At 71.4% G+C, this 23,775-nt stretch carries 27 protein-coding genes; 9 read left to right on the top strand and 18 right to left on the bottom strand.

The window, feature by feature from the left end:
• Nucleotides 1–117 precede the first annotated feature (117 nt).
• The gene (locus ACGFIQ_RS18875; RefSeq protein ID WP_393245140.1) at nt 118–669 is read left to right on the top strand and encodes a GNAT family N-acetyltransferase; all 552 of its coding nucleotides are present in this window, start codon (nt 118–120) and stop codon (nt 667–669) included.
• Nucleotides 666–1,271, top strand: coding sequence for a GNAT family N-acetyltransferase (locus ACGFIQ_RS18880; RefSeq protein WP_393245142.1), 606 nt, complete (start codon nt 666–668; stop codon nt 1,269–1,271). The genes ACGFIQ_RS18875 and ACGFIQ_RS18880 overlap by 4 nt, the downstream gene beginning before the upstream one ends.
• Here the strand turns inward: ACGFIQ_RS18880 and ACGFIQ_RS18885 are convergent.
• Nucleotides 1,166–2,137, bottom strand: coding sequence for a helix-turn-helix transcriptional regulator (locus ACGFIQ_RS18885; protein ID WP_393245144.1), 972 nt, complete (start codon nt 2,135–2,137; stop codon nt 1,166–1,168). The genes ACGFIQ_RS18880 and ACGFIQ_RS18885 overlap by 106 nt on opposite strands.
• 86 nt (nt 2,138–2,223) lie before the next feature.
• On the opposite strand from ACGFIQ_RS18885, the gene ACGFIQ_RS18890 reads away from it, so the two are divergent.
• The 3 genes from ACGFIQ_RS18890 to ACGFIQ_RS18900 all read left to right on the top strand — a co-directional run bounded on the left by ACGFIQ_RS18890 (nt 2,224) and on the right by ACGFIQ_RS18900 (nt 4,395).
• Nucleotides 2,224–2,661, top strand: coding sequence for a VOC family protein (locus ACGFIQ_RS18890; RefSeq protein ID WP_393245460.1), 438 nt, complete (start codon nt 2,224–2,226; stop codon nt 2,659–2,661).
• Between the two features lie 57 nt (nt 2,662–2,718).
• Complete coding sequence (gene dinB / locus ACGFIQ_RS18895; RefSeq protein ID WP_393245146.1) at nt 2,719–3,906, top strand: DNA polymerase IV; 1,188 nt, start codon at nt 2,719–2,721, stop codon at nt 3,904–3,906.
• Nucleotides 3,907–4,029: 123 nt separating this feature from the next.
• Nucleotides 4,030–4,395, top strand: coding sequence for a hypothetical protein (locus tag ACGFIQ_RS18900; RefSeq protein WP_393245148.1), 366 nt, complete (start codon nt 4,030–4,032; stop codon nt 4,393–4,395).
• A 159-nt stretch (nt 4,396–4,554) separates the two neighbouring features.
• Here the strand turns inward: ACGFIQ_RS18900 and ACGFIQ_RS18905 are convergent, their stop codons facing one another.
• The 4 genes from ACGFIQ_RS18905 to htpG form a co-directional block, all read right to left on the bottom strand.
• Nucleotides 4,555–5,217 (bottom strand): ThuA domain-containing protein, encoded by a 663-nt coding sequence (locus ACGFIQ_RS18905; protein ID WP_393245150.1) that lies wholly within the window; start codon nt 5,215–5,217, stop codon nt 4,555–4,557.
• 16 nt (nt 5,218–5,233) lie between these two features.
• Entirely contained in the window at nt 5,234–5,419 is a 186-nt protein-coding gene (locus ACGFIQ_RS18910; protein WP_393245152.1) for a hypothetical protein, read from the bottom strand.
• Nucleotides 5,394–5,891 carry an SDR family oxidoreductase gene (locus ACGFIQ_RS18915; RefSeq protein ID WP_393245154.1) on the bottom strand — a complete coding sequence of 166 codons (498 nt, stop codon included), beginning with the start codon at nt 5,889–5,891 and terminating at the stop codon, nt 5,394–5,396. The genes ACGFIQ_RS18910 and ACGFIQ_RS18915 overlap by 26 nt, the downstream gene beginning before the upstream one ends.
• Before the next feature lie 198 nt (nt 5,892–6,089).
• Nucleotides 6,090–8,018 (bottom strand): molecular chaperone HtpG, encoded by a 1,929-nt coding sequence (gene htpG / locus ACGFIQ_RS18920; protein WP_393245156.1) that lies wholly within the window; start codon nt 8,016–8,018, stop codon nt 6,090–6,092.
• Nucleotides 8,019–8,167: 149 nt separating this feature from the next.
• Here htpG and ACGFIQ_RS18925 point away from each other — a divergent pair, with 149 nt between their 5' ends.
• Nucleotides 8,168–8,866: an SDR family oxidoreductase gene (locus ACGFIQ_RS18925; RefSeq protein ID WP_393245158.1), complete on the top strand. Its 699-nt coding sequence runs from the start codon at nt 8,168–8,170 to the stop codon at nt 8,864–8,866.
• Between the two features lie 111 nt (nt 8,867–8,977).
• On the opposite strand, the gene ACGFIQ_RS18930 is transcribed toward ACGFIQ_RS18925, so the two are convergent.
• Nucleotides 8,978–9,484: a hypothetical protein gene (locus ACGFIQ_RS18930; protein ID WP_393245160.1), complete on the bottom strand. Its 507-nt coding sequence runs from the start codon at nt 9,482–9,484 to the stop codon at nt 8,978–8,980.
• Between the two features lie 135 nt (nt 9,485–9,619).
• Nucleotides 9,620–11,068, bottom strand: coding sequence for a M28 family peptidase (locus ACGFIQ_RS18935; RefSeq protein ID WP_393245162.1), 1,449 nt, complete (start codon nt 11,066–11,068; stop codon nt 9,620–9,622).
• Nucleotides 11,069–11,271: 203 nt separating this feature from the next.
• Here ACGFIQ_RS18935 and ACGFIQ_RS18940 point away from each other — a divergent pair, with 203 nt between their 5' ends.
• Nucleotides 11,272–14,052, top strand: a complete 2,781-nt coding sequence (locus tag ACGFIQ_RS18940; RefSeq protein ID WP_393245164.1) for an ATP-binding protein — start codon at nt 11,272–11,274, stop codon at nt 14,050–14,052.
• Nucleotides 14,053–14,124: 72 nt separating this feature from the next.
• Here the strand turns inward: ACGFIQ_RS18940 and ACGFIQ_RS18945 are convergent, their stop codons facing one another.
• Together ACGFIQ_RS18945 and ACGFIQ_RS18950 are read right to left on the bottom strand one after the other, a co-directional pair.
• Nucleotides 14,125–14,877 (bottom strand): hypothetical protein, encoded by a 753-nt coding sequence (locus ACGFIQ_RS18945; protein WP_393245166.1) that lies wholly within the window; start codon nt 14,875–14,877, stop codon nt 14,125–14,127.
• Complete coding sequence (locus ACGFIQ_RS18950) at nt 14,874–15,374, bottom strand: SigE family RNA polymerase sigma factor (protein ID WP_393245168.1); 501 nt, start codon at nt 15,372–15,374, stop codon at nt 14,874–14,876. Before ACGFIQ_RS18950 ends, ACGFIQ_RS18945 begins: the two co-directional genes overlap by 4 nt.
• A 137-nt stretch (nt 15,375–15,511) precedes the next feature.
• Here ACGFIQ_RS18950 and ACGFIQ_RS18955 point away from each other — a divergent pair, with 137 nt between their 5' ends.
• Nucleotides 15,512–16,348, top strand: a complete 837-nt coding sequence (locus ACGFIQ_RS18955) for a DUF3152 domain-containing protein (protein WP_393245170.1) — start codon at nt 15,512–15,514, stop codon at nt 16,346–16,348.
• A 23-nt stretch (nt 16,349–16,371) separates the two neighbouring features.
• Here the strand turns inward: ACGFIQ_RS18955 and ACGFIQ_RS18960 are convergent, their stop codons facing one another.
• The 6 genes from ACGFIQ_RS18960 to ACGFIQ_RS18985 form a co-directional block, all read right to left on the bottom strand.
• Nucleotides 16,372–17,133 carry a hypothetical protein gene (locus ACGFIQ_RS18960; protein WP_393245172.1) on the bottom strand — a complete coding sequence of 254 codons (762 nt, stop codon included), beginning with the start codon at nt 17,131–17,133 and terminating at the stop codon, nt 16,372–16,374.
• A gap of 259 nt (nt 17,134–17,392) precedes the next feature.
• A complete protein-coding gene (locus tag ACGFIQ_RS18965) occupies nt 17,393–17,971 on the bottom strand; it encodes a dihydrofolate reductase family protein (protein ID WP_393245174.1) in 579 nt (192 codons plus the stop codon).
• On the bottom strand, nt 17,968–19,167 hold the full coding sequence (locus ACGFIQ_RS18970; RefSeq protein WP_393245176.1) for an RNA polymerase sigma factor: 1,200 nt from the start codon (nt 19,165–19,167) through the stop codon (nt 17,968–17,970). The genes ACGFIQ_RS18965 and ACGFIQ_RS18970 overlap by 4 nt, the downstream gene beginning before the upstream one ends.
• Nucleotides 19,168–19,187: 20 nt before the next feature.
• A complete protein-coding gene (locus tag ACGFIQ_RS18975) occupies nt 19,188–19,541 on the bottom strand; it encodes a YciI family protein (protein ID WP_393245178.1) in 354 nt (117 codons plus the stop codon).
• A gap of 40 nt (nt 19,542–19,581) precedes the next feature.
• On the bottom strand, nt 19,582–19,995 hold the full coding sequence (locus ACGFIQ_RS18980) for a DUF6069 family protein (RefSeq protein WP_393245180.1): 414 nt from the start codon (nt 19,993–19,995) through the stop codon (nt 19,582–19,584).
• A gap of 195 nt (nt 19,996–20,190) precedes the next feature.
• Nucleotides 20,191–20,811: a TetR/AcrR family transcriptional regulator gene (locus ACGFIQ_RS18985; RefSeq protein ID WP_393245182.1), complete on the bottom strand. Its 621-nt coding sequence runs from the start codon at nt 20,809–20,811 to the stop codon at nt 20,191–20,193.
• A 119-nt stretch (nt 20,812–20,930) separates the two neighbouring features.
• Here ACGFIQ_RS18985 and ACGFIQ_RS18990 point away from each other — a divergent pair, with 119 nt between their 5' ends.
• Entirely contained in the window at nt 20,931–21,716 is a 786-nt protein-coding gene (locus tag ACGFIQ_RS18990; RefSeq protein WP_393245184.1) for a glucose 1-dehydrogenase, read from the top strand.
• Nucleotides 21,717–21,924: 208 nt separating this feature from the next.
• Here the strand turns inward: ACGFIQ_RS18990 and ACGFIQ_RS18995 are convergent, their stop codons facing one another.
• The 3 genes from ACGFIQ_RS18995 to ACGFIQ_RS19005 form a co-directional block, all read right to left on the bottom strand.
• Complete coding sequence (locus tag ACGFIQ_RS18995) at nt 21,925–22,251, bottom strand: L-rhamnose mutarotase (RefSeq protein WP_357078604.1); 327 nt, start codon at nt 22,249–22,251, stop codon at nt 21,925–21,927.
• 233 nt (nt 22,252–22,484) lie between these two features.
• The gene (locus tag ACGFIQ_RS19000; protein ID WP_393245187.1) at nt 22,485–23,426 is read right to left on the bottom strand and encodes a hypothetical protein; all 942 of its coding nucleotides are present in this window, start codon (nt 23,424–23,426) and stop codon (nt 22,485–22,487) included.
• On the bottom strand, nt 23,423–23,758 hold the full coding sequence (locus tag ACGFIQ_RS19005) for a PadR family transcriptional regulator (protein ID WP_393245189.1): 336 nt from the start codon (nt 23,756–23,758) through the stop codon (nt 23,423–23,425). The genes ACGFIQ_RS19000 and ACGFIQ_RS19005 overlap by 4 nt, the downstream gene beginning before the upstream one ends.
• Nucleotides 23,759–23,775: the final 17 nt, after the last annotated feature.

A 23,775-nucleotide genomic window follows, 5' to 3' on the forward strand; every position in this document is an offset into this window, starting at 1 on the left:
GTCGCGACAAATAGTGGGCAGTTACGAGCACATCGGCGACAGAAGCTGCAGGATCGACGCGGGCGGGGCGGGCGTAAACGCGTGGAGTCATTTCTGGTGTACCCGTATCGTGGCGCGGTGCTGATCAGACGCGAGACGCCCGCCGACATCGATGCCATCCGGGCGGTGCACTCCGCCGCCTTCGCCAAGACCACGGGCGGTGGCGCGGCGGTCCCGGCAACGCCCGTCCCGGCAACTCCCGTTGAGGCGACACTTGTCGACGCGCTGCGCGCCGACGACGGCTGGCTGCCCGCGTACTCCCTGGTGGCGACCGATTCGGACGGCCGGGTGGTGGGGCACGTGGTGGCCACCCGCGGCCGGGTGGCCGGTGCGCCTGTCGCGTTGGGCCTGGGTCCGCTCGGCGTGCTGCCCGAGTGGCAGCGGCGCGGCGTCGGCAGCGCGTTGATGCACGCGGTGCTCGGCGCGGCCGACGCCCGTGACGAGCCGCTCGTGGTGCTGCTCGGGCACCCCGACTACTACCCGCGCTTCGGTTTCCGGCCCGCCGTCGAGGTGGGCGTCACCCCGCCGCAGCCGTGGGGTCCGCAGTACTTCATGGCCCGACCGATGCATGCCTGGCGTGACTCGATCCGGGGCGAGTTCCGCTACGCGGGCCCGTTCGAGGATCTGTGATCCCGCCGTCCATCCGCCGGCGGCGCGCCACCGACCTCGACGGATGCGTCGCGGCGCTCGCCGAGGTCCACCGGGTCGACGGGTACCCGTTGAACTGGCCCGCCGACCCCCACCACTGGCTGCGCGAACCACACCCGGCACGCGCCTGGGTCGCCGTCGCGGCTGACGCCACCGCCGCCGAAGACGCCGATGCCGCCATTGTCGGGCACGTCTCGGTGCACCGGTTGCCCGGCCCGTCGACCGGGCCGCCGGCCCGACCGACGGCCGAGGTCACTCGTCTCTTCGTGGCGCCGGCCGCCCGAGGACTGGAGTTGGGCAGCGCACTCCTGGCCCGGGCCCGGCAGTGGGCGAGCGCCCGCGGAACCGATCTGGTGCTCGACGTGACCTGCGGCGACGCCTCGGCCGCCGCCCTCTACGAGCGCACCGGATGGCGGTGCACAGGCGTCAGCGTCGCGCCGTGGACCGCCCCGGACGGCAGCCCGGTGTCGCTACGCCACTACGCGCTGCGCTCCGACGCCGCCCCGGCCAGCGCCGCGAGGCGGCGGGCGAGCAGGCCGGCGGCCTCGCGCAGCTCCGGAGGCTCCAGCACCTCCACCTCGTAGTCCAGGCGTGCGAGGTGCGCGGCGAGCCAGTCCAGGCTTTCCCCGCCGACGACCAGCACGCACCACCCGTCGCGGTCGTCCTCGACCCGCCCCACCTCGGGCGGCACCAACGACCGCACCCGGTCGGGCGGGGCGTGCACCCGCGCCCGGGCCAGATACCGGTACGGCGCCGCGGTCACCGACCGCTGCACGAAGGCGACCGGATCCGGGTGCTCCCGGCGGAAGCGCCAGGTCGTCGCCACCGCCGTGCCCATCCGATCCAGGCGGAACGTGCGCCAGTCGTCGCGGTCCACGTCCCAGGCCATCAGATACCAGCGCCGACCGGTCGTGACCATCCGGACCGGCTCGACCGTCCGCTCACCCTCCCCGCCGTCGCGGGTGGCGTAGGTGAACCGGACCCGCACGGCGTCCCGACAGGCCCGTGCGAGTGTCACCAGCAACTCCGCGTCGATAGCGGCCACCGGGCCGACGAGGGTGTCCGTGGACCCGTGCACCGCCCGCACCTCGGCGCGCAGCCGGGACGGCATCACCTGGTCGAGCTTCGCGAGCGCCCGCAGCGCCGCCTCGGCCGCACCGGTGACCGTGCCTCCCGACGCGAGGCGCAGGGAGATCGCGGTCGCGATCGCCTCCTCGTCGTCGAGGAGCAGCGGCGGCAGCCGGGTGCCCGCACCGAGTTGGTAGCCGCCGCCGACGCCCGACGTCGCGTACACCGGGTAGCCGAGCACCCGCAGACGCTGCACGTCACGGCGCACACATCGGCTGGTGACCCCCAGCTCGGCGGCGAGCTCGGCGGCCGTCCAGGACGGTCGCCGCTGCAACAGCGCCAGCAACCGAAGGACCCGCTCGGTCGTCGCCTCGACGGTCATGCGCCGATCGTTGCACGGATAGCGGAACGACCCTGTCCGCTATCCGCGAGAGGCTGCAGACCATGACCAGGAAAGAGGGAACCCACATGGCCCGCGACATACAGATCACGTTCGACTGCGCCGACCCGGGCGCGCTGGCGACGTTCTGGGCCGAGGCGCTCCGATACCAGGTGCAGGCTCCGCCCGGCGACTTCGAGTCGTGGGACCAGGCGCTGGAGGCGATGGGTGTGCCGCCGGAGCGCCGCAACGACGCGTCGGCGGTGGTCGACCCGGACGGCTCGGGGCCTCGGGTGTTCTTCCAGAAGGTGCCGGAGCCCAAGAAGGTGAAGAATCGCGTCCACCTCGATGTGCGAGCCGCTCCCGGGCTGGAGGGTGACGCCCGGATGGCGGCCCTGGAGGCGGAGGCCGACCGGCTCGTCTCGCACGGTGCCACCCGGCTCGACCGGCACGAGCCCGCTCCCCCGCTCGGGGCCGGTCACCTCATCATGGCCGACCCCGAGGGCAACGAGTTCTGCCTCGACTGACCCGGCGTTCACCCAGCTCACTGCGGTCCTCGCCGGGCGTCATGCGAACATGTGTACGTGTCGCCCGGCGCCCACATCCTGCACGCCGACCTGGACGCGTTCTACGCGTCGGTCGAGCAGCGTGACGACCCGCGCCTGCGCGGACGGCCGGTGATCGTCGGCGGCGGGGTGGTCCTCGCGGCCAGCTACGAGGCGAAGGCGCGGGGCGTACGCAGTGCGATGGGCGGCCGGCAGGCGCGCCGGCTGTGCCCGGAGGCGATCGTGGTGCCGCCACGGATGTCGGCGTACACGGCGGCGAGCCGCGCGGTCTTCGAGATCTTCCGGCAGACCACCCCGCTGGTCGAGGGGCTCTCCATCGACGAGGCGTTCCTGGACGTGGGTGGCCTGTGGCGGCTGGTCGGGTCGCCGGCCGAGATCGCCGAGCGACTGCGCGGGGAGGTTCGGGACCGGGTCGGCCTGCCCATCACGGTGGGCGTGGCCCGCACGAAGTTCCTGGCCAAGGTGGCCAGTGGGGTGGCGAAGCCGGACGGGCTGCTGGTCGTCGCACCGGACGCCGAACTGGCGTTCCTGCACCCGCTGCCGGTCGAGCGACTGTGGGGCGTCGGCCCGGTCACCTCCGCGAGGTTGCGGGAGCATCGGATCCGTACCGTCGGGGAGGTCGCTCGGCTCGGCGAGGCCGCGCTGGTGTCGCTGCTCGGCTCGGGCGCCGGGCGGCACCTGCACGCTCTGGCCCACAATCACGATCCGCGCTCGGTGCAGGTTGGCCGCCGTCGCGGTTCGATGGGCGCGCAGCACGCGCTGAGCCGTACCCCGCATGCCCCGGCGGAGTTGGACGCGATCCTCACCGGTCTGGTCGACCGGGTCAGCCGGCGGATGCGGGCGGCCGGGCGGGCCGGACGCACGGTGATGGTGCGGCTACGTTTCGGCGACTACACCCGGGCGACCCGCTCGCACACCGTCGGCAAGGCAACGGCCGACACGACGCCGCTGCTGGCTGCCGCGCGAACGCTGCTACGGGCCGCACTGCCCGAGATCGATCGCCGTGGTGTGACACTGATCGGCGTCTCGGTGGGCAACCTGGACGACAATCCGGTGCAGCCGGAGCTGCCGTTCCACAATGACCCCGGTGCGGAGTTGGATGCGGCGGTGGATGCGGTCCGTGACCGGTTCGGATCGGCGGCGCTCCCCCGCGCGGTGCTGCTCGGCCGGGAGCCCGGCGTGGAGATGCCGCTGCTGCCGGATTGACCGATCTGCGTGCCGTGTCCCGGCGACCGCTGCGACCGGAGACACATCACAGCAGGTCGGCGGTTTAACCCGCGGCTGACGGGTGACCCTTGTGGGGTACAGCCTGACAAGGGGGGACCCAGAATGTCCGACGACGACACCAGCAACCGACCGAGCCGCCACGTCGAGCGCCCGCACGACGTGACCGACCCTCTGCTGTGGCAGCTGGCGATCGACGTGCTCAGTGCCCACGAGCCGGACGACGAGGGTCACTGCCGCAACCTCCAGTGCGCCGGGCAGTCCTGGCCGTGCGCGGCCCGCAACGGCGCCGAGCAGTCGCTGCGGCTGGCCCGCAGCACTCCCGACTCGGTCGAGATGACCATCGACGGCGACGACGGCCGCACGGGCTGGCCCGGGGAGAGCAGCACCGCACCGGCTCCCCGCTGGGGCTGGAACGCCGGCCCGGTCGCGTCGCAGCGAGGCCCGAAGGCGTCCGCCTCCGCGGCGTGACGGCATTCACCGGGTACGACCGCTTGGGCTGATCCGCACCACGCGCGCGAACGCTCGGCCGGTGACCCGGCCGAGCGTTCGGCCGTGGAAACGACGCCACGCCGGTCGGCACTCGTGGCGGAGCCACGCCGGTCAGCACTCGTGGCGGAGCCACGCCGGTCAGCACTCGTGGCGGAGCCACGCCAGGATGCGCCGCAGGAGCTCCACGTGCCCCGGCGACTCGTACGACCGGGTGTCGTGACCGAGCGCGTCGTAGACGACCCGGCCGCTGCCGGCCGTGCGCGCCCAGACGAGTGGGTGAGTGGCGCCGCCCTCGTCGTGGACGTAGAGAGTCTCGACGTCCACGCCGTCGAGCAGCTCCAGGTCGGTGTAGCGCTCGTCGTACACCTCGAAGTCCAGCAGACCGGCGGTGATCGGATGCGCGACGTCGGTGCGCCGGATGAGGGCCGTCCCGATCGGCGGGTGGAAGGTCCGGCCACGCTCCCAGGCGGCACCGACCGTGGACCGCCACGTCGCGAGCTGGGGAAACGCGATGGTCGCGCTGTGCAGGGCGAGCAGGCCGCCACCACCGGCCAGGAAGTCGTCCAGGACGCGGCCGAACTCCTGGTCCTCCGCGATCGGGGCCGTGCGGTCGGCGCTGGCGTTCACCACCAGCAGGCGGGCACCGTCGAGTGCGGCCGCGAGGTGGTCGACGGCGGTCACGATCGCCACCTGGCCCGCCTCGCCGACGAGGTTGGCGATCGCCGCGCTCGTCTCGGCGAACGCGTGCCAGGCATCGGCGTGCGAGCCCTCCCCGCTGAAGATCACAGTGTCGACCGGCATGACCGCGCTCCATCCATCAGGTGGAAGATTTCGACATCACGGAACACACCTGCCGCCGCACCCCGGCGACGGCGACAAGCAACAGGGCCAGGCACAGACCCGGAAACCAGTCTCCGGTACGCGAGTAGACCGTGCCCCATCCGCTCGTCGGAGCGGCCGTGACCAGCAGCTCCGCGTCACCGGCGGTGGTCGTCTCCCCCACCAGTCTGCCGCCGGGATCGGTGACCGTCAGCCGGCCCCGAGCACTCGGCGGCCCGCTCGATGGCCAACCAGAACCACGTCTCCGGCGGATGGCTCTCTTCGTACTCCGGCCCGTGCGAGGACAGCACGACGACGCGTCGTACACCGGCATCCCGGGCGGCCGCCAGGGCATCCCATGCCGTCGTCGGAACGGCTCCGGCGAGGAAGACGCCGTGGACACCGTCGAAGACCCCGGCGTACTCAAGCGGGCGGGTGATGGATCCCTCGACGACCTCGACCCCGTCGGGCCAGTCATCGGCCTGGCCGGGCTCGGCGAGAACCCGCACCCTGTCGCCGGCGGCCAGCAGTTGCCGAGCCAGGCTCCGTCCGACGATCCCGGTGGGGCTGCTGCCTGCGTCCTTGCGGGCTTTGACCGCAGTCAACAGGCGCAGACGGGCGTGCGGTGGATTCGTCGGTCGATTGTCTGCAAGCATGGCAAGACTCCCAGCACGAAAGCAGAGATCTTGCGCCTCCCGCTGCCCGGGAGGGTGCGGACCTTGACGTCGCCGACGTTACCAGGCGAGGGGCACCAGCCTCGTCGATCATGGAGTTGTGGTGCCTGTTGGGCACTGTGACGGGCGTTTTGTCACCCACCACAACTCCATGATCGACGAGGCGACCTGGTGGACGGCTTACAGGGTGCGGGCCAGGCGGTCGGCGAGCGTCCGGGTGAAGCGGGCCGGGTCGGTCAGCTCGCCACCCTCGGCGAGCACCGCCAGGCCGTAGAGCAGCTCGGCGGTCTCGGTCAGGGCCGCGGGGTCGCTGCCCTGCTCGTGGGCCTTGCGCAGCCCGGAGACGAGCGGGTGACCCGGGTTGATCTCCAGGATCCGCTTGGTCGCGGGGATCTCGTGCCCCATCGCCCGGTACATCTTCTCCAGGGTCGGGGTGAGGTCCTGGGCGTCGCCGACGACGCAGGCCGGTGAGGTGGTCAGCCGGGACGACAGCCGGACCTCCCGGACGCTGTCGGTCAGGGCGGTGCCCAGCCAGTCGAGCAGCGCGGCGAACTCCTGGCGCTGCTGCTCGCGCTCGGCCTCGGCCTGCTGCTTCTCCTCGTCGGTGTCCAGGTCGATCTCGCCCTTGGCGATCGAGCGCAGCGGGCGACCGTCGTACGTGCCGACCCGCTCGACCCACACCTCGTCGACCTGGTCGGTGAGCAGCAGCACCTCGTGGCCCTTGGCCCGGAACGCCTCCAGGTGCGGGGAGTTCTCGATGGCGGCCCGGGACTCGCCGGTGGCGTACCAGATGTCGCTCTGGCCGTCCTTCATCCGCGACACGTAGCCGGCCAGGTCGGTGGGCTCGGCGGGGTCGTTGGTGGAGGCCACCGACAGGATGTCCAGGAGCGTGTCCCGGTTGTCCGTGTCGTCGATCAGCCCCTCCTTGACCACCGCGCCGAACTCGGTCCAGAAGGTGCGGTAGCGCTCGGCGTGGTTGGCCTTCAGGTCCTTGACGGTGGCGAGGACCTTCTTGACCAGACGGCGGCGGACGATCTGAATCTGCCGGTCCTGCTGGAGGATCTCCCGGGAGATGTTCAGCGACAGGTCGTGCGCGTCGACCACGCCCTTGACGAAGCGCAGGTAGGGCGGGACGAGCGCCTCGCAGTCGTCCATGATGAACACGCGCTTGACGTAGAGCTGCACACCGCGGCGTCCCTGCGGGGAGAACAGGTCCAGTGGGGCGTGGCTGGGCAGGAACAGCAGCGCCTCGTACTCGAAGGTGCCCTCGCCCTTCATGTGCACGACCTCGAGCGGGTCGGCCCAGTCGTGGCTGACGTGCTTGTAGAACTCGTTGTACTCGGCCGCGTCGACCTCGTCGCGCGGCCGCGCCCAGAGCGCCTTCATCGAGTTAAGCGTCTGCACCTCGCTGGTGGCGGCCTCGCCGTCGGTGCCGGGGCGCTCGACGGTCATCCGGATCGGCCAGGCGATGAAGTCGGAGTAGCGCTTGACGATCTCGCGGATGGTCCACTCGGCGGTGTAGTCGTGCAGGTTGTCCTCGGTGTCGACCGGCTTGAGGTGCAGCGTCACAGTGGTGCCCTGCGGCGCCTCGTCGACGGCCTCGATCGAGTACGTGCCCTCGCCGGTGGACTCCCAGCGGGTGCCGCCGGTCTCGCCGGCCTTGCGGGTCAGCAGGGTGACCCGGTCGGCGACCATGAACGCGGCGTAGAAGCCGACGCCGAACTGGCCGATCAGGTCCTGCTTGGCGTGGGCGTCGGCGGATTCGCGTAGCTGACGCAGCAACTCGGCGGTGCCGGACTTGGCGATGGTGCCGATCAGCGCGACCACCTCGTCGCGGGTCATCCCGATGCCGTTGTCCCGCACGGTGAGGGTGCGGGCGTCCCGGTCGACCTCAAGGGCGACGTGCAGGTCGTCAGTGTCGGCGACGAGGTCCTTGTCGACAAGCGTGGCCAGCCGGAGCTTGTCCAGGGCGTCGGACGCGTTCGAGATGAGCTCCCGTAGGAAGACGTCCTTGTTCGAATAGATCGAGTGGACCACCAACTGGAGGAGCTGACGCGCCTCGGCCTGGAATTCCAACGTTTCGGCCTGGTTGCTCACACCGTCTCCCATCTCGGCTCGTACGGAGGTTCGCGGAAAGGATACGAGTCGTCACCCGCCGCGTGGTGACCGCATCCCGTCGTATTCCCGATCGGGACGGGCCACCCTGGTGAGATATCTGACTTTGGTAAACAGAAGTCAGGTGGGATAGCGTCGCCGCCATGAAGATCGCAGGCAGCACCGCCCTCGTCACCGGCGCCAACCGCGGCTTCGGCCGGCACCTGGCCGCCGAACTCCTCGCCCGTGGCGCCACCGTCTACGCCGGGGCCCGCAACCCGGACACCGTCGACCTGCCCGGCGTGACGCCGGTACGCCTCGACATCACCGACCCCGCCTCGGTGGCCGCCGCCGCCACACTGGCCGGCGACGTCAAGCTCCTGATCAACAACGCCGGCATCGACACCCGCGCCGACCTGCTCGACGGCGACCTGGACCTGCTCCGGCTGGAGTTGGAGACCCACTACCTCGGCACGCTGTCGATGGTCCGGGCGTTCGCGCCGGTCCTCGCCGGCAACGGCGGCGGGACGATCCTCAACGTGCTCTCCGTGCTGTCCTGGTTCGGCGCCCCGATCCACGGGGCCTACGGCGCGGCGAAGGCCGCCGAGTGGTCGATGACCAACACCCTGCGCGTCCAGCTCGCCGAGCGGGGCGTCCGGGTGGCCGGCCTGCACGTCGGCTACCTGGACACCGACATGGCCGCCGACGTCACCGGCCCGAAGTCCGACCCGGCGGCGATCGCCCGGATCGGCGTCGACGGCATCGAGGCGGACGCGTACGAGATCGTCGCCGACGACCTCAGCCGGCAGGTGCAGGCCGGGCTGGCCGGCGGTGTCGCCGCGCTCTACCCGCAGCTCCCCTGACCCGCGACACCACGGCCGCGACCGGGCCGCCGCCAACTCCCGCGGCGGCGGCCCGTCCCCCGGGTACGCGGGCGGCCTTCGTCCCCGCGTACCCGGCTCGACGCACGTCGCTCAGCAGCCACCACAGCTGTAGAAGAGGATGTCCCAGTGGCTGCCCTCCTTGGTGTAGAGGTTGCCGGAGGGAGCGCGGTACTGGTAGCCGAAGCCGGAGATGTAGCCGACGTAGGTGTAGTTCGCCGAGATGTAGTTCTGGATGCAGGTGCTCAACGCGATGTCGAGCTTGTAGCCGTTCCAGTGGCTGTACGTGCCCCCGGCGTGCCCGACCTCGGTGCCGGCGGTGACGGTGACCGCGCAGCCGCTGGCCCGCTTGAAGGTGATGATGCCGTCGATGGTGGCCTGCCGCACCCCGTCGAACGAGGTGCAGGTGGGCACGTTGCGGTCGCTACAGTTGCCGCTGGAGGTCCAGGAGATGCCGGCGGCGCGCAGCTGCGAGGTGGCGCTGGAGTGGCTGATGGCGAAGGCCGGGGCGGCCAGGCCCAGCGCGGCGCCGACCGTGGCGAGGGTGGCCACGAGCAGCGTGAGCACGCGGCGGCGCAGGGTGGGTCGGGTGGATGACATGGCACTCCCGTTCGCATGAGGGGTGAAATTTTGCGAATCAGGGGCCGGCCTTGACGGATTTCTACCAGAGATGGACGGGTGTGACTAGATGTCGGGTGGAGGGGACGCTCGCCGCCCACCTCCACCCGACGTCCCTCAGCTCGCCTGCAACGTCACGTCGTCGATGACGAAGCTGGTCTGCAACGACGAGTCCTCGGTGCCGGTGAACCGCAGCGTCACCGTCTGCCCGGCGAACCCGGCGACGCTGAAGGTGCGCTGGACGTAGCCGGCGGCGGCGTTGAGATTCGAGTACGTGGCAAGCGTGGTCGAACCCACCTGCACGGTGAGCCGGTCGTACACCCTGGACCCGGTGGTCTCGGCCGTGTCGATGTGCAGCCAGAACGACAGCGTGTAGCTGGCGCAGCCGGCCGGCAGGGTCACCGACTGGTACAGGCTCTCGGTGCTGGTGCTGCCGTTGCCGCTGAGCCACGCCTTGTACGACCCGGTCCGGGCCGGCTGGCCGCTGGCGTTGGTGATCACACCGGAGGACGCGGTCCACGGCGTACCGCCGCTCTCGAAGCCGCCGTTGCCGACCACCTGACCGCCGGTGCAGCTCGGGGTACCCCCACTGACGGCGAGTTGCCACAGCGCGTACGCGACACCGTCGGCCGCCCGGTTCAACACGGTGGCGCTGACGTTCGCGGTGGTGTCGCAGGCCCGGTGGTAGCACGGGTCGTACGCGGAGTTGGCGGTGCCGCCCCACTTGGCCGCCTGGGAGCTGGTCTTGCGGGCGCTGGCGCCCGCCGCGTAGCCCGAGGTGGGGATGCCGGCCTGCTGGAAGTAGTAGTCGTCGGAGCGGCCCTGACCCTCGACGTTCTCCTCCGGCGACAGGCCCAACGAGTCCCAGTACGCCTTCAGTGGCGCCGCCGTGGTCGAGCTGACCCGGTTGATGAAGTAGCCGCCGTTTGTCGAGCCGACCATGTCGAAGTTGTAGTAGCCCTTGACGTAGCCGCGCTGGGTGCTGCTGAGCGAGTTGACGTAGAACCGGGAGCCGTTGAGCCCTTGCTCCTCGTCGGTCCACCAGGCGAACCGGACCCGCTTCGTCATCGTCGGGTTCTGCGTGGCCAGGACCAGTGCGTTCTCCAACAGGGTCGCCGAGCCGGTGCCGTTGTCGTTGATGCCCGGACCGGCCGAGACGCCGTCCAGGTGCGCGCCGAACATGACGACCTGGTCGGCCGGACCGCCCGGCCACTCCGCGATCAGGTTGTTCGAGGGGTATGTGCAGCTGGAGCAGTACTGCTCGCTGACGGTGTAGCCGGCCGACTGGAGCCTGGTCTTGACGTAGCTGAGCGAGGCGGTGTAGCCGGCCGAGCCGGCCCGTCGGTTGCCGCCGTTGCTGCTGGCGATGGCGTTGAACTGAGTCAGGTGGGCCTGGACGTTGCTGACGGAGATGTCCGGTGCGGCCAGGGCGGCGGCGGGCGCGGCGATCGGCCGGGCCACTGTCGCGGTGGTGGGCGACGCGGTCACCGGCTGGGCGGCCAGCGTCACCGTCATCCCGGCGAACACGGCGAGCGCGACACCCGCGCTCAGCGTTCTGCCTCTCATGGGGGCTCCTCGGGGTTGGAGAGATACCCGTGAGACTTACAGATGTCTATGTCACGAGCATCGGTCGTTCGTTTCGAACCGCCACCGCTTCGACGATAGGTACCGGCGTCGGCACAGGTGAGTAGAGGTGTCAGGATGGGTAGGTAACGCCAGCAGGGGTCGTGGGGCCCGGAACGGGGGCTTGCGATGGGGTCGGGTCGAGCGTGACGGGACCCCGCAGCGACCTGTTCACCGGTGGCGGTGACACCGGCCGGTTGATGGCAGAGCTGGACTGGGCACGCACCCCACTCGGCCCGGTGACCGGCTGGCCGCAGAGCCTGCGCGCCGCGGTCCGGATGGTGCTCTCGTCCCGGTACCCGATGCTGCTGCTCTGGGGAGAGAGCCTCTCCCAGCTCTACAACGACGCGTACTCCGCGCTGATCGGCGACAAGCACCCGGCCGCGCTCGGCGACGACGTACGGGTCACCCTGGCCGAGGGCTGGGACGTCCTCGCCCCACTCATCGAGCAGGCCACGGCGACCGGGGTGGCCAGTTGGGTCCCCGCCCTGCGGCTGCTGCTGGAACGGGCCGGCTACCGCGAGGAGGCGTACTTCAGCGTCTCGCACGCCCCGGTCCGCGACGACGACGGCCGCACCGTCGGCGTGCTCACCGTGTGCAGCGAGGTCACCGAGCAGGTGGTCGGCGAACGCCGGCTGCGGCTACTGCGTGACCTGTCCGTTCTCGGCGACGGGCGCACCGTCGAGGTGCACGCCACCGGCGCCCGGCTGGCCGAGGTGATCGAGAGCCAACCGCTGGACGTGCCGTTCACCGCCATCTACCTGCGCGACGGCACGCTGCTGCGGCGAGTCGCCTGCACGGGCGGCGACCAGGGGTACGCGGGGGCACTGCCGGACACCGTCGAGCTGACCGACCCCGACCCCGACCCGGTCGCGGGCGCGTGGGGGCTGACGGACGCCGCGCAGGGCCGCGCGACAGCGGTGCCCGACGTCGCCGACCGGCTGCCACTGCCCGGCGGCCCGTGGGGCGACCCGGTCCGCACGGCGTTGGCGCTGCCGCTGCCCTCGGGCGGTGAGGATCAGCCGCTCGGTGTCCTGCTCGCCGGGGTCAGCCCCAGCCGAGGGCTCGACGAGGCGTACCGGTCCTTCTACCAACTCCTGGCCCAGCAGATCTCCGTGGCGTTGCGCAACGCACAGGAGTACGAGCAGGAGCGGCGTCGGGTCGAGGCGCTCGCCGAACTGGACCGGGTGAAGACCGACTTCTTCGCCAACGTCAGCCACGAGTTCCGTACCCCGCTGACCCTCATCCTCGGCCCACTCACCGACGCCCTCGCCGACACCAGCGCACCGCTGGCGGCGGTGCAGCGGGAGCGGGTGGAGACGTCCTGGCGGAACGCCACCCGACTGTTGACCCTGGTCAACAGCCTGCTCACCTTCTCCAGCCTGGAGGCCGGACGGGCCCGCAGCGACGCCCGCGTGGTCGACCTGGCGGCGCTCACCGCCGAGCTGGCCGGCGTGTTCCGGGCCGCCGTCGAGCGGGCCGGGCTGACTCTCGAAGTGGTCTGCCCGCCGCTGCCCCGCCCGGTCTCGGTCGACCCGGTCAACTGGGAACGCATCGTCACGAACCTGCTGTCCAACGCCCTGAAGTACACGTTCATCGGCCGCATCCGGGTCGCCCTGGAAGCCGACGACGAGGAGGTCCGCCTCACCGTCGCGGACACCGGCATCGGCATCGCCGAACCGGACCTGCCGAAACTCTTCGAACGCTTCCACCGGGTCCGGGGTGCCCGTTCCCGCAGCCACGAGGGCACGGGCATCGGCCTGGCCCTGGCGTACGAGTTGGCCCGGCTGGAGGGTGGCGAGGTGCGGGTGGCGAGCCGGGTGGGTGTCGGCAGTACGTTCACCGTGGCGCTGCCCTGGTCGGCGGCTCGCCGCGCGGCGGTGAGCGAGCCGTCGCCGGTCGGACGCGGCGACGCGGCCCGTGCCACCGCCCAGGAGGCGATGGGCTGGCTCACCGAGCCGGGCGGCGACCAGACCGGGCCCGGCGACGCCTCCGGTCCGGCCGTGGACGAGTTGGCCGGGGCACGGATCCTCATCGCCGACGACAACGCCGACATGCGGGCGTACCTCAGCCGGCTGCTCACCGGGCAGGGCTGGCGGGTCCGGGCCGTCACCGACGGCCGGCAGGCCCTCGACGAGGTCCACCGCGACCGTCCGGACCTGGTCCTCACCGACGTGATGATGCCGGTGCTGGACGGCTTCGACCTGGTCCGCCGGCTCCGTGCCGACCCGGCGACCCGGTCCCTGCCGGTGCTGGTGCTCTCCGCCCGTGCCGGCGGTCAGGCCAGCGTGGAGGGCCTCACCCTGGGTGCCGACGACTACCTGGTGAAGCCGTTCGCCGCGGCCGAGCTGATCGCCCGGGTCCGGGCCGGCATCCGGCGGGCCCGCCGCCACTCGGCCGTCGCCGGCACCCCACCTTCGGCGGTCGAGGCGGCGCCGGCGCGGCCCGATCCCCGCAACGCCGTCGCACCACCCCGGACGGTCGCAGGCGGGCGGGACGCGCCGGTCCTGGCGCAGGTCCCGACCCACCTGAGCGGGCTGGGCGACATCCTGGACGCCGGGTGGACCTACCCGTCCACACCCACCTCGGCGGCGGCCATGCGTCGGGACGTCCGGCTGACGCTCGGCGACCTCGACGTCGACCCGGACGTGGTGGAGGATCTTCTGCTCGCCGCGTCCGAGGCGATGAACAACGCGGTCGAGCACGCGCAGCGGCCCACCCGTCCGGAGGTGCGGGTTCGGCTCCAGGTGGGCGGCGGGCTGATCCGGGTCTCGGTGCGCGACTTCGGCACCTGGCGGGACCGCCGCCCGGCGATGGATCGCGGGCGCGGCGCGTTGCTGATGAACGCCTACGGCGACGTGCGGCTGGTCTCCACCGCCGAGGGGACGACGGTGACCATCGAGCGCCGGTTGGACGATCCGGCCTGAGCCAGCCCGACCCGGTCGACCCGACCTGAGCCAGCCCGGCCCGATCCGGCCCTGCGTGATCGGGCCTGCGCGTCAGAGTCGGCGGCCTTCGGCGTCGCGGGCGATGATGCCGTCGAGCCGTTCCCCCGGGGTCAGCGTGGCCGGCTCGAACCAGAAGATCACCACCTGCTTGTCGAGACTCCACCGGGCCAACCGGGCATCGACCTGCCGACCGTCCACGGTGCCGATGATCCGGACGGCGGGGCCGACGAAGTAGCCGAAGGTGGGCACCGGTTCGTTTGACAAACTCTCGTCGTAGCCGATCTCGTGGAACCCGGCGCTGCGGTCGGACCCTTCGACGTCGTTGACCAGGAGGTCCGTGGTCAGCAGGCCGTCCGGATCCTGGCGACCGGCGGCCAACCCGATGGTCACCCCCGGCTCGCCGGGCACCGACAGCCCGATCATGTAGTAGACCCGGCGGTCGGAGCCGTGCCGCACCCCGCTGTCGATCAGCTGGCCCAGGGGCTTCGGGGCCGGGACGTCGCGGAGCTTCGTCGGCGGTGGCGTGGGCTTCATCGCTTCCGGCACCATCGAGACACCGGCCGACGGCGACCCGACGGCGACCGGCGGTGGGCGCTCGGGGGCGGGCGGATCGCCCGGCCCGGCGACGACCCCCACCACGACGACGGCGGCGACGCCGGCCGCGAGCGTAGCCGCTCCCGCCCCGGCAACCCGCCGACGGGTACGCAGCCGACGTCCCTCGCGCATCACCAGGGTCAGGTCGAGCATGGTGTCGGGGCGCTCGGTCGCCCGCATGGCGTCGCGGAGCCGTTCCCACTCGCTCATCGGCGCGCCTCCCTGTCGGCCGTCCGCGGCGCGGCGGTGCGCAGCTTCTCCAAAGCTCGCGAGCTGGTGCTCTTGACCGTGCCCACGGACACGGCGAGTTCCCGGGCCACCTGCGCCTCCGGAAGGTCGAAGTAGTAGCGCAACACGACGATGGCCCGCTCACGAGGGCTGAGCGCGCCCAGGATGGTGATCAACCACCGTCGGGTGGCCACCTCGTCGGCCACGTCGTCGCGCCGCTGTTCCGGCACCTCGTCGGTCGGATACTCCCGCATCGGTCGCCGCCACCCGTCGACCAGGTGGTTGACCAGGGTGCGGCGGGCGTACCCGTAGGCATCGTCGTCGTGGACCCGCGACCAGGACGCGTAGGTGCGGACCAGGGCGGTCTGCGCGGCGTCCTCGGCCTGGTGGTGGTCACCGGTCATCAGGAACGCGGCATGCACGAGTCGCGCCGACGCCGCTCTCGCGAACTCGACGAACTCCGCGTCACCCCGCGCCACCGTGAACCCTCCCCCGTGCCACCACCGCTAGGGACGGGCGAGACCGGAAAAAGGTTGAGCCAAAATCACTTCAACCTTTCGCCGCGGTCACCCGTCTTCTCCTCCGCTGCCGCCGATCGGCACGCGAGGGGAGAGACATGTCGACGAAGGTTACCCGCCGATGGCGTACCGCCTCGGGGGCGTCACTGCTGGTGGTGGCGCTGCTCACCGGGTGTGGTCCGACAGCCACGGGGCCGGCCGACGCCGACCCCGTCGCCGCCGCACCACCGCCCGGCGGGCCGGCGCCGACCACCGCCGCGGGCCGGCCGACCGGAGTCGCCGGTGTCCCGCCCACGTCCGCGCCCGCCGTCCCGGTCGCGTACCCCGCCTCCGGCAGCAACCGCTGGTCGACGGCGTCCGCCGAGGCCGCACCCGCACACGGGACCGGCGGTCGGTTGCTGCGCTACCGGGTGACCGTGGAACGCGACATCCGGGGCCTGCCGGTGGGCGACATCGCCACGGCGATCTCCACGACGTTGAACGACCCCCGCGGGTGGACGGCCGGCGGGGCGTGGCGGCTGCGCCGGGTGGGTGCCGGTGACCCGACCGACTTCACCATCTACCTGGCGACCCCCGGCACCCGTGACACGCTCTGCCAGGACGTGCCGGACGCCTACACCTCGTGCCGCAACGGTGCCCGGGTGGTGCTCAACGTGGCGCGCTGGGTCAAGGCGGTGCCGGGCTACGGCGCGAGCCTGACCACCTACCGGGAGTACATGGTCAACCACGAGGTGGGGCACAAACTCGGGTTCGGTCACGAGCGGTGCCCCGGGCGGGGCCGGCCGGCGCCGGTGATGCAGCAGCAGACGTTGGGCCTGCACGGCTGCACGGCGAACGCCTGGCCGTACCCGAAGGGCACGGTCCGCTACAGCGGGCCGGTCGGGGCGTACGACGACGACATCCCACGGCGCGAGGGCGCGTACTCGGCGCCCTGATCCCGACGACCGGAGGCCGTGCCTCAGGTGCGGCGACGCTCCTGTTCGAGTCGCTCGTCCAGCCGACCCAGTTCGTAGATGTCGTTGAGGCTGGTCGGCAGCCGCCGGACATTGTCCGGCGCGGCGTCGAGACCCGGCTCAGGGTCGAAACCCGGCTCAGGGTCGAAACCCGGCTCAGGGTCGAAACCCGGCTCAGGGTCGAGGGTCAGCGCGGTGCCGCGAGACAGCTCAGGGCCGCGAGACAGCTCAGGGCCGTGAGACAGCTCAGGGCCGCGAGACAGCGCGGGCGCGGCGACCGCCCGGCGGCGGCGCAGGAACAGCAGTGCCAGCACCGCGAGGGCTGCGGCGACCAGCAGGGAGTACGCGAGGGGCCAACCGTCGCGAGCGGGGCTGGCGAGTACCGGCGAGGCAGCCGAGGCGGTGGTGTCGGCGCCGTCGCGCGGGGGCAGGGTGGCCTCGCGGGTGCCCGTGCCGGTAGCGGGGCCGGCAGGGGCTGCGGGGTCGGCGGGGGCGGCGGGGCCCGCCGGTGGTCGGACAGCGACCGACGACCCGGCGGGCGCAGGGGTCGCGCCGGGCCCCGCCGGGGTGGGGCGGTCGGCCGTCGACCCGGGCGTGGCCGCCGGGGTGGCGAACGGCGTCGCGCTCGGCGTTTTGCCGTCGCCGAGCAGGCCGTCGACGATGCGGCCGACGCCACCGAGGAGGTCCCCCACCGGGTCCGAGGTGGTCGACGGGGACGGCGCGGGCGCGAGGGCCAGGGTCAACAAGAGGGCGACGACGGCAGGCACGGCTCCACCTCCGGGGTGTCGGTGTGTCCGGCACCGTACCGCAGGGTGTAAAGGTGTGGGTGACCCCGCCCGGCCGGCGGCGGGGACGCGACGCGCGCGTCCCCGCCGAGGTGTCCCGGATGGTCCGACGGGCAGACCGCCGACCCGGGTGGGACGATGTCCGGCAGAACGGAAGCGTCGTACCGGCGAGGCACGCCAGCATCCCTGACCGACGTCGCGTCGCGACGTGGTTCAGCGGGAGCAGGGGTGCCTGGACGGCTCAGAGGTGCAGGGTGGGCCGGTAGATGAGCTCCTGGGTGCGGCCGTCGAGGGTCCGGCTCTCGATCAGCTCCAGGTCGAAGTCGGCCGCGCCCTGGAAGATCGGCTCGGTACCGGTCTTCCCGGTGATCACCGGGAAGACCGTCACCTGGACGAGGTCGACCAGACCGGCGGCCATCAGCGCACGGTTCATCGACAGGCTGCCGTGCGAGCGCAGGGGCACGTCGGACTCCTCCCTGAGCCGGGCGACGACGTCGACGGCGTCGCCGCGCGCGACTGTCGCGTCCGGCCAGTCGAGGGGGCCTTCCAGCGTGTTCGACACCACTGTCGCCGGGAGGGCCCTCATCCGGGTCACCCAGGCGTCGCGGACCTCGGACTCCTCGGTGCTCGCGGCCAGCATCTGCGCGAACACCCGGTACGTGCGGGCCCCGAAGACCATGCGCTGCTCCGCGCCGTACGTGGCCAGTCGGTGCGCGAGCAGCTCGGGGCCCTGCTTACCCCAGTAGCCGCCCCAGTTTCCGCTGGTGGTGCCGAAGCCATCCAGGCTGGAGAAGACGTCGACGGTGTAGGTGGCGGTCATGAGGCGCTCCTGCTGTGGGTGAGTGCGGCACGACGTGTCCGCAGGTGGGCATGCTCGGTCTCGTTGCTGGTCAGTGCCATGGCCTGGTCGTAGGCGGCTCGGGCCTCGTCGTCGCGTCCGAGCCGGACCAGCAACTCGGCTCGGGTGGCGGGCAGCCGGTGGTAGCCCGGAAGGTCGAGGTCCGCCAACTCGGCGATGGCCACCGCCGGTCCGTGCACCTCGGCGACGGCGACCGCGCGGTTCAGCGCGACGACCGGGGTCGGCGCGAGCGCGAGGAGCTGGTCGTACAGCGCCAGGACCTGCGCCCAGTCGGTGGCGGCGCCGTCGGTGTGCACCGCGCCGATCGCGGCCTGGATCTGGTACGGGCCGGGCCGGTTGCGCCGCAGGCATCGCCGGACCAGGTCGTGCCCCTCGGCGATGAGTGTCCGGTTCCACAGTGACCGGTCCTGGTCGGCCAACAACACCAACTCCCCGGTCGGGCCGAGCCGGGCGGGGCGGCGTGCCTCGGTCAGCAGCAGCAGGGCGAGCAGGCCCAGCACCTCGGGTTCGTCGGGCATCAGCGCGGCCAGCTCGCGGGCGAGTCGGATCGCCTCGGCGCACAGGTCCGTTCTGATCAGGGGGCCGGCGGTGGACGCGTAGCCCTCGTTGAACATCAGGTAGAGCACGGTGAGCACGTACGGCAGGCGGTCCGGCAGCTCGTGGTCGGCGGGTACGCGGTAGGGGATGCCCGCGTCGCGGATCTTCTTCTTCGCGCGCACGATCCGCTGCGCGATCGTCGACTCCTGGGTCAGGTAAGCCCGGGCGATCTCCGGTACGTCGAGACCGCCGAGCAGGCGAAGCGTGAGGGCGGTCCGCGCGTCCGGGCCGAGCGCCGGGTGACAGCAGGTGAAGATGAGTCGCAGTTGGTCGTCTTGCACCGGTCCCACCTCTCGGGGCTGGTCCTGTTGGTGCAACAGCAGGGCCTGGGCGTGCCGGGCCTCCCGGGTCGACTCCCGGCGGAGCCGGTCGATCGCCCGATTGCGGGCGGTGGTCACGATCCAGGCACCTGGGTTCGGCGGCGGGGTCTGCCACTTCTGCACAGCAGTGGTGAAGGCGTCCTGGACCGCCTCCTCGGCGAGGTTGAGGTCACCGAGGAGGCGGGTCAGGGTGGCGACACAGCGGCCGTACTCCGCGCGGTAGATGCTCGCCAGGTCCATGTCGGCCGACCGGCTCCCGTTCAGGCCTGGGACAGGTCGTCGAAGGGGCGCACCTCGATCGGGCCGCAGGCCGCCGCGCACTTTTCGGCCCAGGCCAGCGCCTGGTCCAGGTCCGCGCACTTGATGACCCAGAACCCGGCGATGTGCTCCTTCGTCTCGGCGAACGGCCCATCGCTCATGGCGGTGGCGCCGTTCTCGATCCGAACGACTGTGGCGCTGTCCGGCGACCGGAGCCCTCCGCCGAAGACCCAGGCGCCCGCGGCCTGCATCTCGTCGTTGATCCGGCCGGTCTCCCGGAACATGATCTGCATCTCCTCGTCGGACGGGTCCGGCTCACCCTCGACGACGTGCACGGACAGCAGGTACTGCTTCATGACGATCCTCCGCTGGTTCGATTGTGGAATGGGCGGTCGGTCAGGCGGCCAGGCGGCGTGCGACAGCAGGGACAACGATCGCGGCCGCGACCAGGTGAGTGAGCATCAGCAGCGCCTTGGTGGCCGCCCCCGCGTCGACGATCACGTCCGGCACCAGCGACAGGACCGTCAGCACGACCGTAGTGCGAACGAACACGCGCCGCGGGTGCCGGGTGAAGCGCGACAGCACCGCGGCGAGGATCACCCCGACCAGCGAGAACGCGGCGGTCAGCACACCGAAGCCCGACACCGGAATCGGCGCGTCGGCCACGTCGAGGCTGATCCCCGCCGCGCGGCCGACGGCGGCGACGGCCATGGTGGCGGCGCTCGCGGCGACCGTGGCGAGGACGCCGGTCCGGATCAGCGCGCCGAGGGTCGACGTGGTGGCGGGGGTGGCGGTCGCTGTGGTGGTCATCGTGCCCTCCGGTGGGTGTGTGGCCCGCCGCGGTGGCGGGCTCTCACCAGGGCTACGAACTGAACCGATCCCAATCGACAGGCACGCCAAATATTTTTCCCCGCTGTGGCGAGCGCGCTCAGGAGGGGCGGTAGACGAACAGCGCCCAGAGAGGCGAAACGGGGTGGACCGCCGGCTGGGTGACGCCCGGCCCGGTCAGATCCGATACCGAGCACACATGGTGCCGACCGCTTCAGCCACAGCTTGCTCTGTCGCGGCTCGCTCCGGCGCCCAGTCGGTGAGCAGGAGCGTGGGCCAGAAGACGAAGTTGGAGATCATCCCGAGGAACTGGGTCGCGGCGAGATCAGGGTCGTCAACCTTCGCCGAGCCGGCACTGTTGGCGGCGGCCAGGTAGCGGCTGACCGACTCGAAGTAGGGCATCTTTCCTCGGCTGAACTGCGCCTCTCCGAGCTCGGGAAAGCGCGGCAGCTCCGCGATGACGATGCGGAACAGCGCGGTCATCCCCGGGCGGGTGAGCAGTTCGACGTACCGGTGACCGATCGTGGTCAAGCCGGCCGTCAGATCCTCGACCGACGGCTCCGGACCGTCGGCGTCCTCGACCTGCCAGGCCTCGGTCACGATCGCGTCGAAGAGCGCCGCTTTCGTCGGGAACTGCTTGAAGAGCGTGGCCTTGGAGACCCCGGCCGACTCCGCGATCTTGGCGAGCGAGGTTCCGTCGTAGCCGGAGGCCAGAAACAGGTCGGTGGCGGCCTTGAGGATGGCCGCGCGCTTCTCTTCGGCCACGCGCCTGTGGTACGCCGAGGGAACGGTGCTCATGGGCCCCAGTATGCCCGATGGCGAGGTGAGTCACTTGACTCACCTCTCCCCCAACCCGTAGCCTTAGGTGGTGAGGTGAGTCGGTCAGCTCACCACGGTCACTCTGCAAAGGACGCACTATGTCACGTTTCGCCAACCAGACCGCACTGATCACCGGCGGCACCGGCGGGCTCGGCGAGAGCCACGTCCGGACCTATTACGCCGAGGGCGCGAACGTCGTCATCGGCAGCACGGCGGGCGGCCTGAGCAGGGCCACGGAACTCGCCGCGGAACTGGGCGAACGCGCCCTCGCGGTCCGCCTGGACGTCGCCCGTGAAGACGACTGGACAACCGCCGTCGCCGCGGCCGAGCACACCTTCGGCAAGCTGACGATCCTGGTGAACAACGCGGGCGTCCAGAATCCCGCCACCACGATCGAGTCCACCGACCTGGCCCTCTGGGACCGCACCTTCGCGATCAACGTGACCGGGCAGTTCCTCGGCATCAAAGCCGCCACCCCGGCGATGCGGCGAGCCGGTGGCGGCGTGATCGTGAACATCGGCTCGACGATGGCGTACGGCGGCACCGCCCTCTACGCCTCCTACGCCGCGAGCAAGTGGGCGATCCGGGGCCTGACGCTGAGCGCCGCACTCGAACTGGGCCGGGACAACATCCGGGTGAACGCCATCCACCCCGGAGTGGTCTCGACCAAACTGATCCACGAGCCAGCCGCGCCCGGTGAACGGCCGATCTCGGACTTCTACGACCCGAAGCCGTTCGCGATCCCGCGCCTCGGCGACCCCGCCGACGTCAGCGCAGCACTGCTCTACCTCACCTCGCCGGAGGCGTCGTTCGCGACAGGTACCGAGTTGGTGCTCGACGGCGGCCTGCTGCTGGGGCCCGCCCTGCCGATTGGCGTCGCCTGATCATCTGGGACATTCGGTGGGCACTGGAGCAGGGCAACCGTGTTTTAACGTTCCACCGCAAGAACGGGCCCCGGTAGCCGAGAAAGAGGCTGCGGGTCCGCGTCACTCGCCGCGTCGATCATGGAGTTGTGGTGGGCGACAAAGCGACCATTCGTCGCTACACCGGGCACCACAACTCCATGATCGACGCGCTCGACCACCCCGAAAGTCAGGCCTGGGCGGGCGCCTCGTCGGCCAGGTGCCAGATCTCTCGCATCGGGGCCCACCAGTCCCCCGAGCCGGGCTCGGCGATCGACTCCTGACACGGGTCGGTCAGCTTCCACCACTCCTGCGTCTGCGGGTCCGCTGCGATCAGCCGCAGGTCGGCCTCGTAGTCGTCGCCCACGTACTCGTAGTAGCCGAAGAGCAGGTCGCCGTGGAGAAAGATGGTGTAGTTGCGGAAGTTCGCCTCCCGCAGCGTCTGCTCGACGCTCGGCCAGACGTCGGCGTGTAACCGCAGATAGGTTTCCCGCTGCTCCGGGCGGAGTCGGATCACGCAGCCATGACGTTGCACGTCGTGCCCCCTCGTGTGAGCTGGTCGTTCGAGCTGGCCCGGGGGCCACGATCAACGGCCCCACACCGTCCGCCGGCCGGTGGCCGTGGTGGACGATTGCGCGCTGACCGCCGGACCAGGCGGTGTGCCGGTCCGAGCGACCGATGATCTCAGCAGCCCGCGCCGAGATCAACACTCCGCCGGTACGAGGTGTCTACGCGGAGCGACCACGCCGTCTAGAGGGCGACCTGCTGGCGGGCGGCCATCCTGCTGATCGCGACGTTGATGGCGAAAATCCCGGCCACGGCTCCCAGGAGCACAGTTCGGGGGCTCAGTTCCCAGTACTCGCGCTGCCAGTCCGCTGGCTGGTACGGCAGCGTAGCCAGGATCGGCACCAGAAGGAGCACGCTGGCCGCGATCGACATCCGCACATCCAACGCCGCACCCACGAGGGCCGCCACCAGCCCACCGGCCGCGATGACCGGCAGCGTGAGCGGGTCTTCCCATCCGTTGAGCGGATTGGGCGTCAGGACCGTCACGATGATCGCCGCGCCGACAAGCCAGGCCCACGGTCGCGTGCCCCGTGGTTGGCGCCCTCGAAGCAGCGGCACCATCGTCAGCACGGCCAGCAAACATGCCCACGTCGGAAGGTGCATGGCCAGATGGAGAACTGCCTGGAGCCCCAACGCTTGTGCCTCGCCCGCCATCTCCGGATCCGCGTACCACCCGGAGAACCAGATTTTCGCACCGAAAGCGCCGACGGTCAGGGCGAACGCGAGGCGGTAGCGAGCCCATGCCGCAGCGGCCAACGCAAGGAGCAGTAGACCGGGTGTGGCCAGGCTGCCCGCGAAAACCGAGAGGTCGAAAGGGAGCCCGGGCAGCAGCAACTGCACCACGACGGGCTTGGCCGCGAGGGCGATGCCACTCACGAGCAGGGACAGCGCGGTCAGTCGCAGCGCGGAGTGCAGCAGTGCGGCTCGGGAGCAGAGCTGGTCCACCCCGGTACGGACCCGCAGACCTGCCACCACGAGCGCCACGGACTCTCGAAGGCTCAGGTGCCTCCGGTCCGTCTCACCCTCACCCAGCAGCGTTTCCAACATCTCGTCGGCGCGGTACTGCCGATAGGCCCGAGGGTAGGCGCGCAGCAGCCACCGGTAGCGGCGCTCCAGCCCGGTCATGCCGGCACCGTCCGCACGGTCGCAGCCGTCGACGGCAGGGAACGATCTCGAACGATCCGAGCCGCAGCGGCCAACCGCGCCGCCTCCTCCTGGAGTGCGGACAACCCGTGCGCGGTCAGCTCGTAGGTGCGGCGGGCGCGGCCGTTGACCACCGTCTCCGCGGCAAGTCGCACCATCTCCTCGCCGGCGAGCCGGTCCAACGCGGCGTACAGCGTGCCGGTCGTCAACCGCACCCGCCCGTCGGACAGGTCCTGCACGCGCTTGACGATGGCGTAGCCGTGCAACGGCTCGTCCTGCAGCGCGGCGAGGATGAAGTAGGTGGGTTCACGCATCGGCACGGAGCGTTTAG

The organism is Micromonospora sp. NPDC048898 (genome assembly GCF_043198035.1).
Taxonomy (GTDB): Bacteria; Actinomycetota; Actinomycetes; order Mycobacteriales; family Micromonosporaceae; genus Micromonospora.

Bases quoted from the DNA above. Each gene is read 5' to 3' on its own strand.
- ACGFIQ_RS19005 (WP_393245189.1), bottom strand. From the start codon at position 23,758: ATGCGTGAACCCACCTACTTCATCCTCGCCGCGCTGCAGGACGAGCCG.
- htpG (WP_393245156.1), bottom strand. From the start codon at position 8,018: ATGGGAGACGGTGTGAGCAACCAGGCCGAAACGTTGGAATTCCAGGCC.
- ACGFIQ_RS18930 (WP_393245160.1), bottom strand. From the start codon at position 9,484: ATGTCATCCACCCGACCCACCCTGCGCCGCCGCGTGCTCACGCTGCTC.
- ACGFIQ_RS18975 (WP_393245178.1), bottom strand. From the start codon at position 19,541: ATGAAGCAGTACCTGCTGTCCGTGCACGTCGTCGAGGGTGAGCCGGAC.
- ACGFIQ_RS18935 (WP_393245162.1), bottom strand. From the start codon at position 11,068: ATGAGAGGCAGAACGCTGAGCGCGGGTGTCGCGCTCGCCGTGTTCGCC.
- ACGFIQ_RS18890 (WP_393245460.1), top strand. From the start codon at position 2,224: ATGGCCCGCGACATACAGATCACGTTCGACTGCGCCGACCCGGGCGCG.
- ACGFIQ_RS18990 (WP_393245184.1), top strand. From the start codon at position 20,931: ATGTCACGTTTCGCCAACCAGACCGCACTGATCACCGGCGGCACCGGC.
- ACGFIQ_RS18985 (WP_393245182.1), bottom strand. From the start codon at position 20,811: ATGAGCACCGTTCCCTCGGCGTACCACAGGCGCGTGGCCGAAGAGAAG.
- ACGFIQ_RS18915 (WP_393245154.1), bottom strand. From the start codon at position 5,891: ATGCTTGCAGACAATCGACCGACGAATCCACCGCACGCCCGTCTGCGC.
- ACGFIQ_RS18955 (WP_393245170.1), top strand. From the start codon at position 15,512: ATGTCGACGAAGGTTACCCGCCGATGGCGTACCGCCTCGGGGGCGTCA.
- ACGFIQ_RS18925 (WP_393245158.1), top strand. From the start codon at position 8,168: ATGAAGATCGCAGGCAGCACCGCCCTCGTCACCGGCGCCAACCGCGGC.
- ACGFIQ_RS18905 (WP_393245150.1), bottom strand. From the start codon at position 5,217: ATGCCGGTCGACACTGTGATCTTCAGCGGGGAGGGCTCGCACGCCGAT.
- ACGFIQ_RS18900 (WP_393245148.1), top strand. From the start codon at position 4,030: ATGTCCGACGACGACACCAGCAACCGACCGAGCCGCCACGTCGAGCGC.
- ACGFIQ_RS19000 (WP_393245187.1), bottom strand. From the start codon at position 23,426: ATGACCGGGCTGGAGCGCCGCTACCGGTGGCTGCTGCGCGCCTACCCT.
- ACGFIQ_RS18970 (WP_393245176.1), bottom strand. From the start codon at position 19,167: ATGGACCTGGCGAGCATCTACCGCGCGGAGTACGGCCGCTGTGTCGCC.
- ACGFIQ_RS18965 (WP_393245174.1), bottom strand. From the start codon at position 17,971: ATGACCGCCACCTACACCGTCGACGTCTTCTCCAGCCTGGATGGCTTC.
- ACGFIQ_RS18885 (WP_393245144.1), bottom strand. From the start codon at position 2,137: ATGACCGTCGAGGCGACGACCGAGCGGGTCCTTCGGTTGCTGGCGCTG.
- ACGFIQ_RS18945 (WP_393245166.1), bottom strand. From the start codon at position 14,877: ATGAGCGAGTGGGAACGGCTCCGCGACGCCATGCGGGCGACCGAGCGC.
- ACGFIQ_RS18980 (WP_393245180.1), bottom strand. From the start codon at position 19,995: ATGACCACCACAGCGACCGCCACCCCCGCCACCACGTCGACCCTCGGC.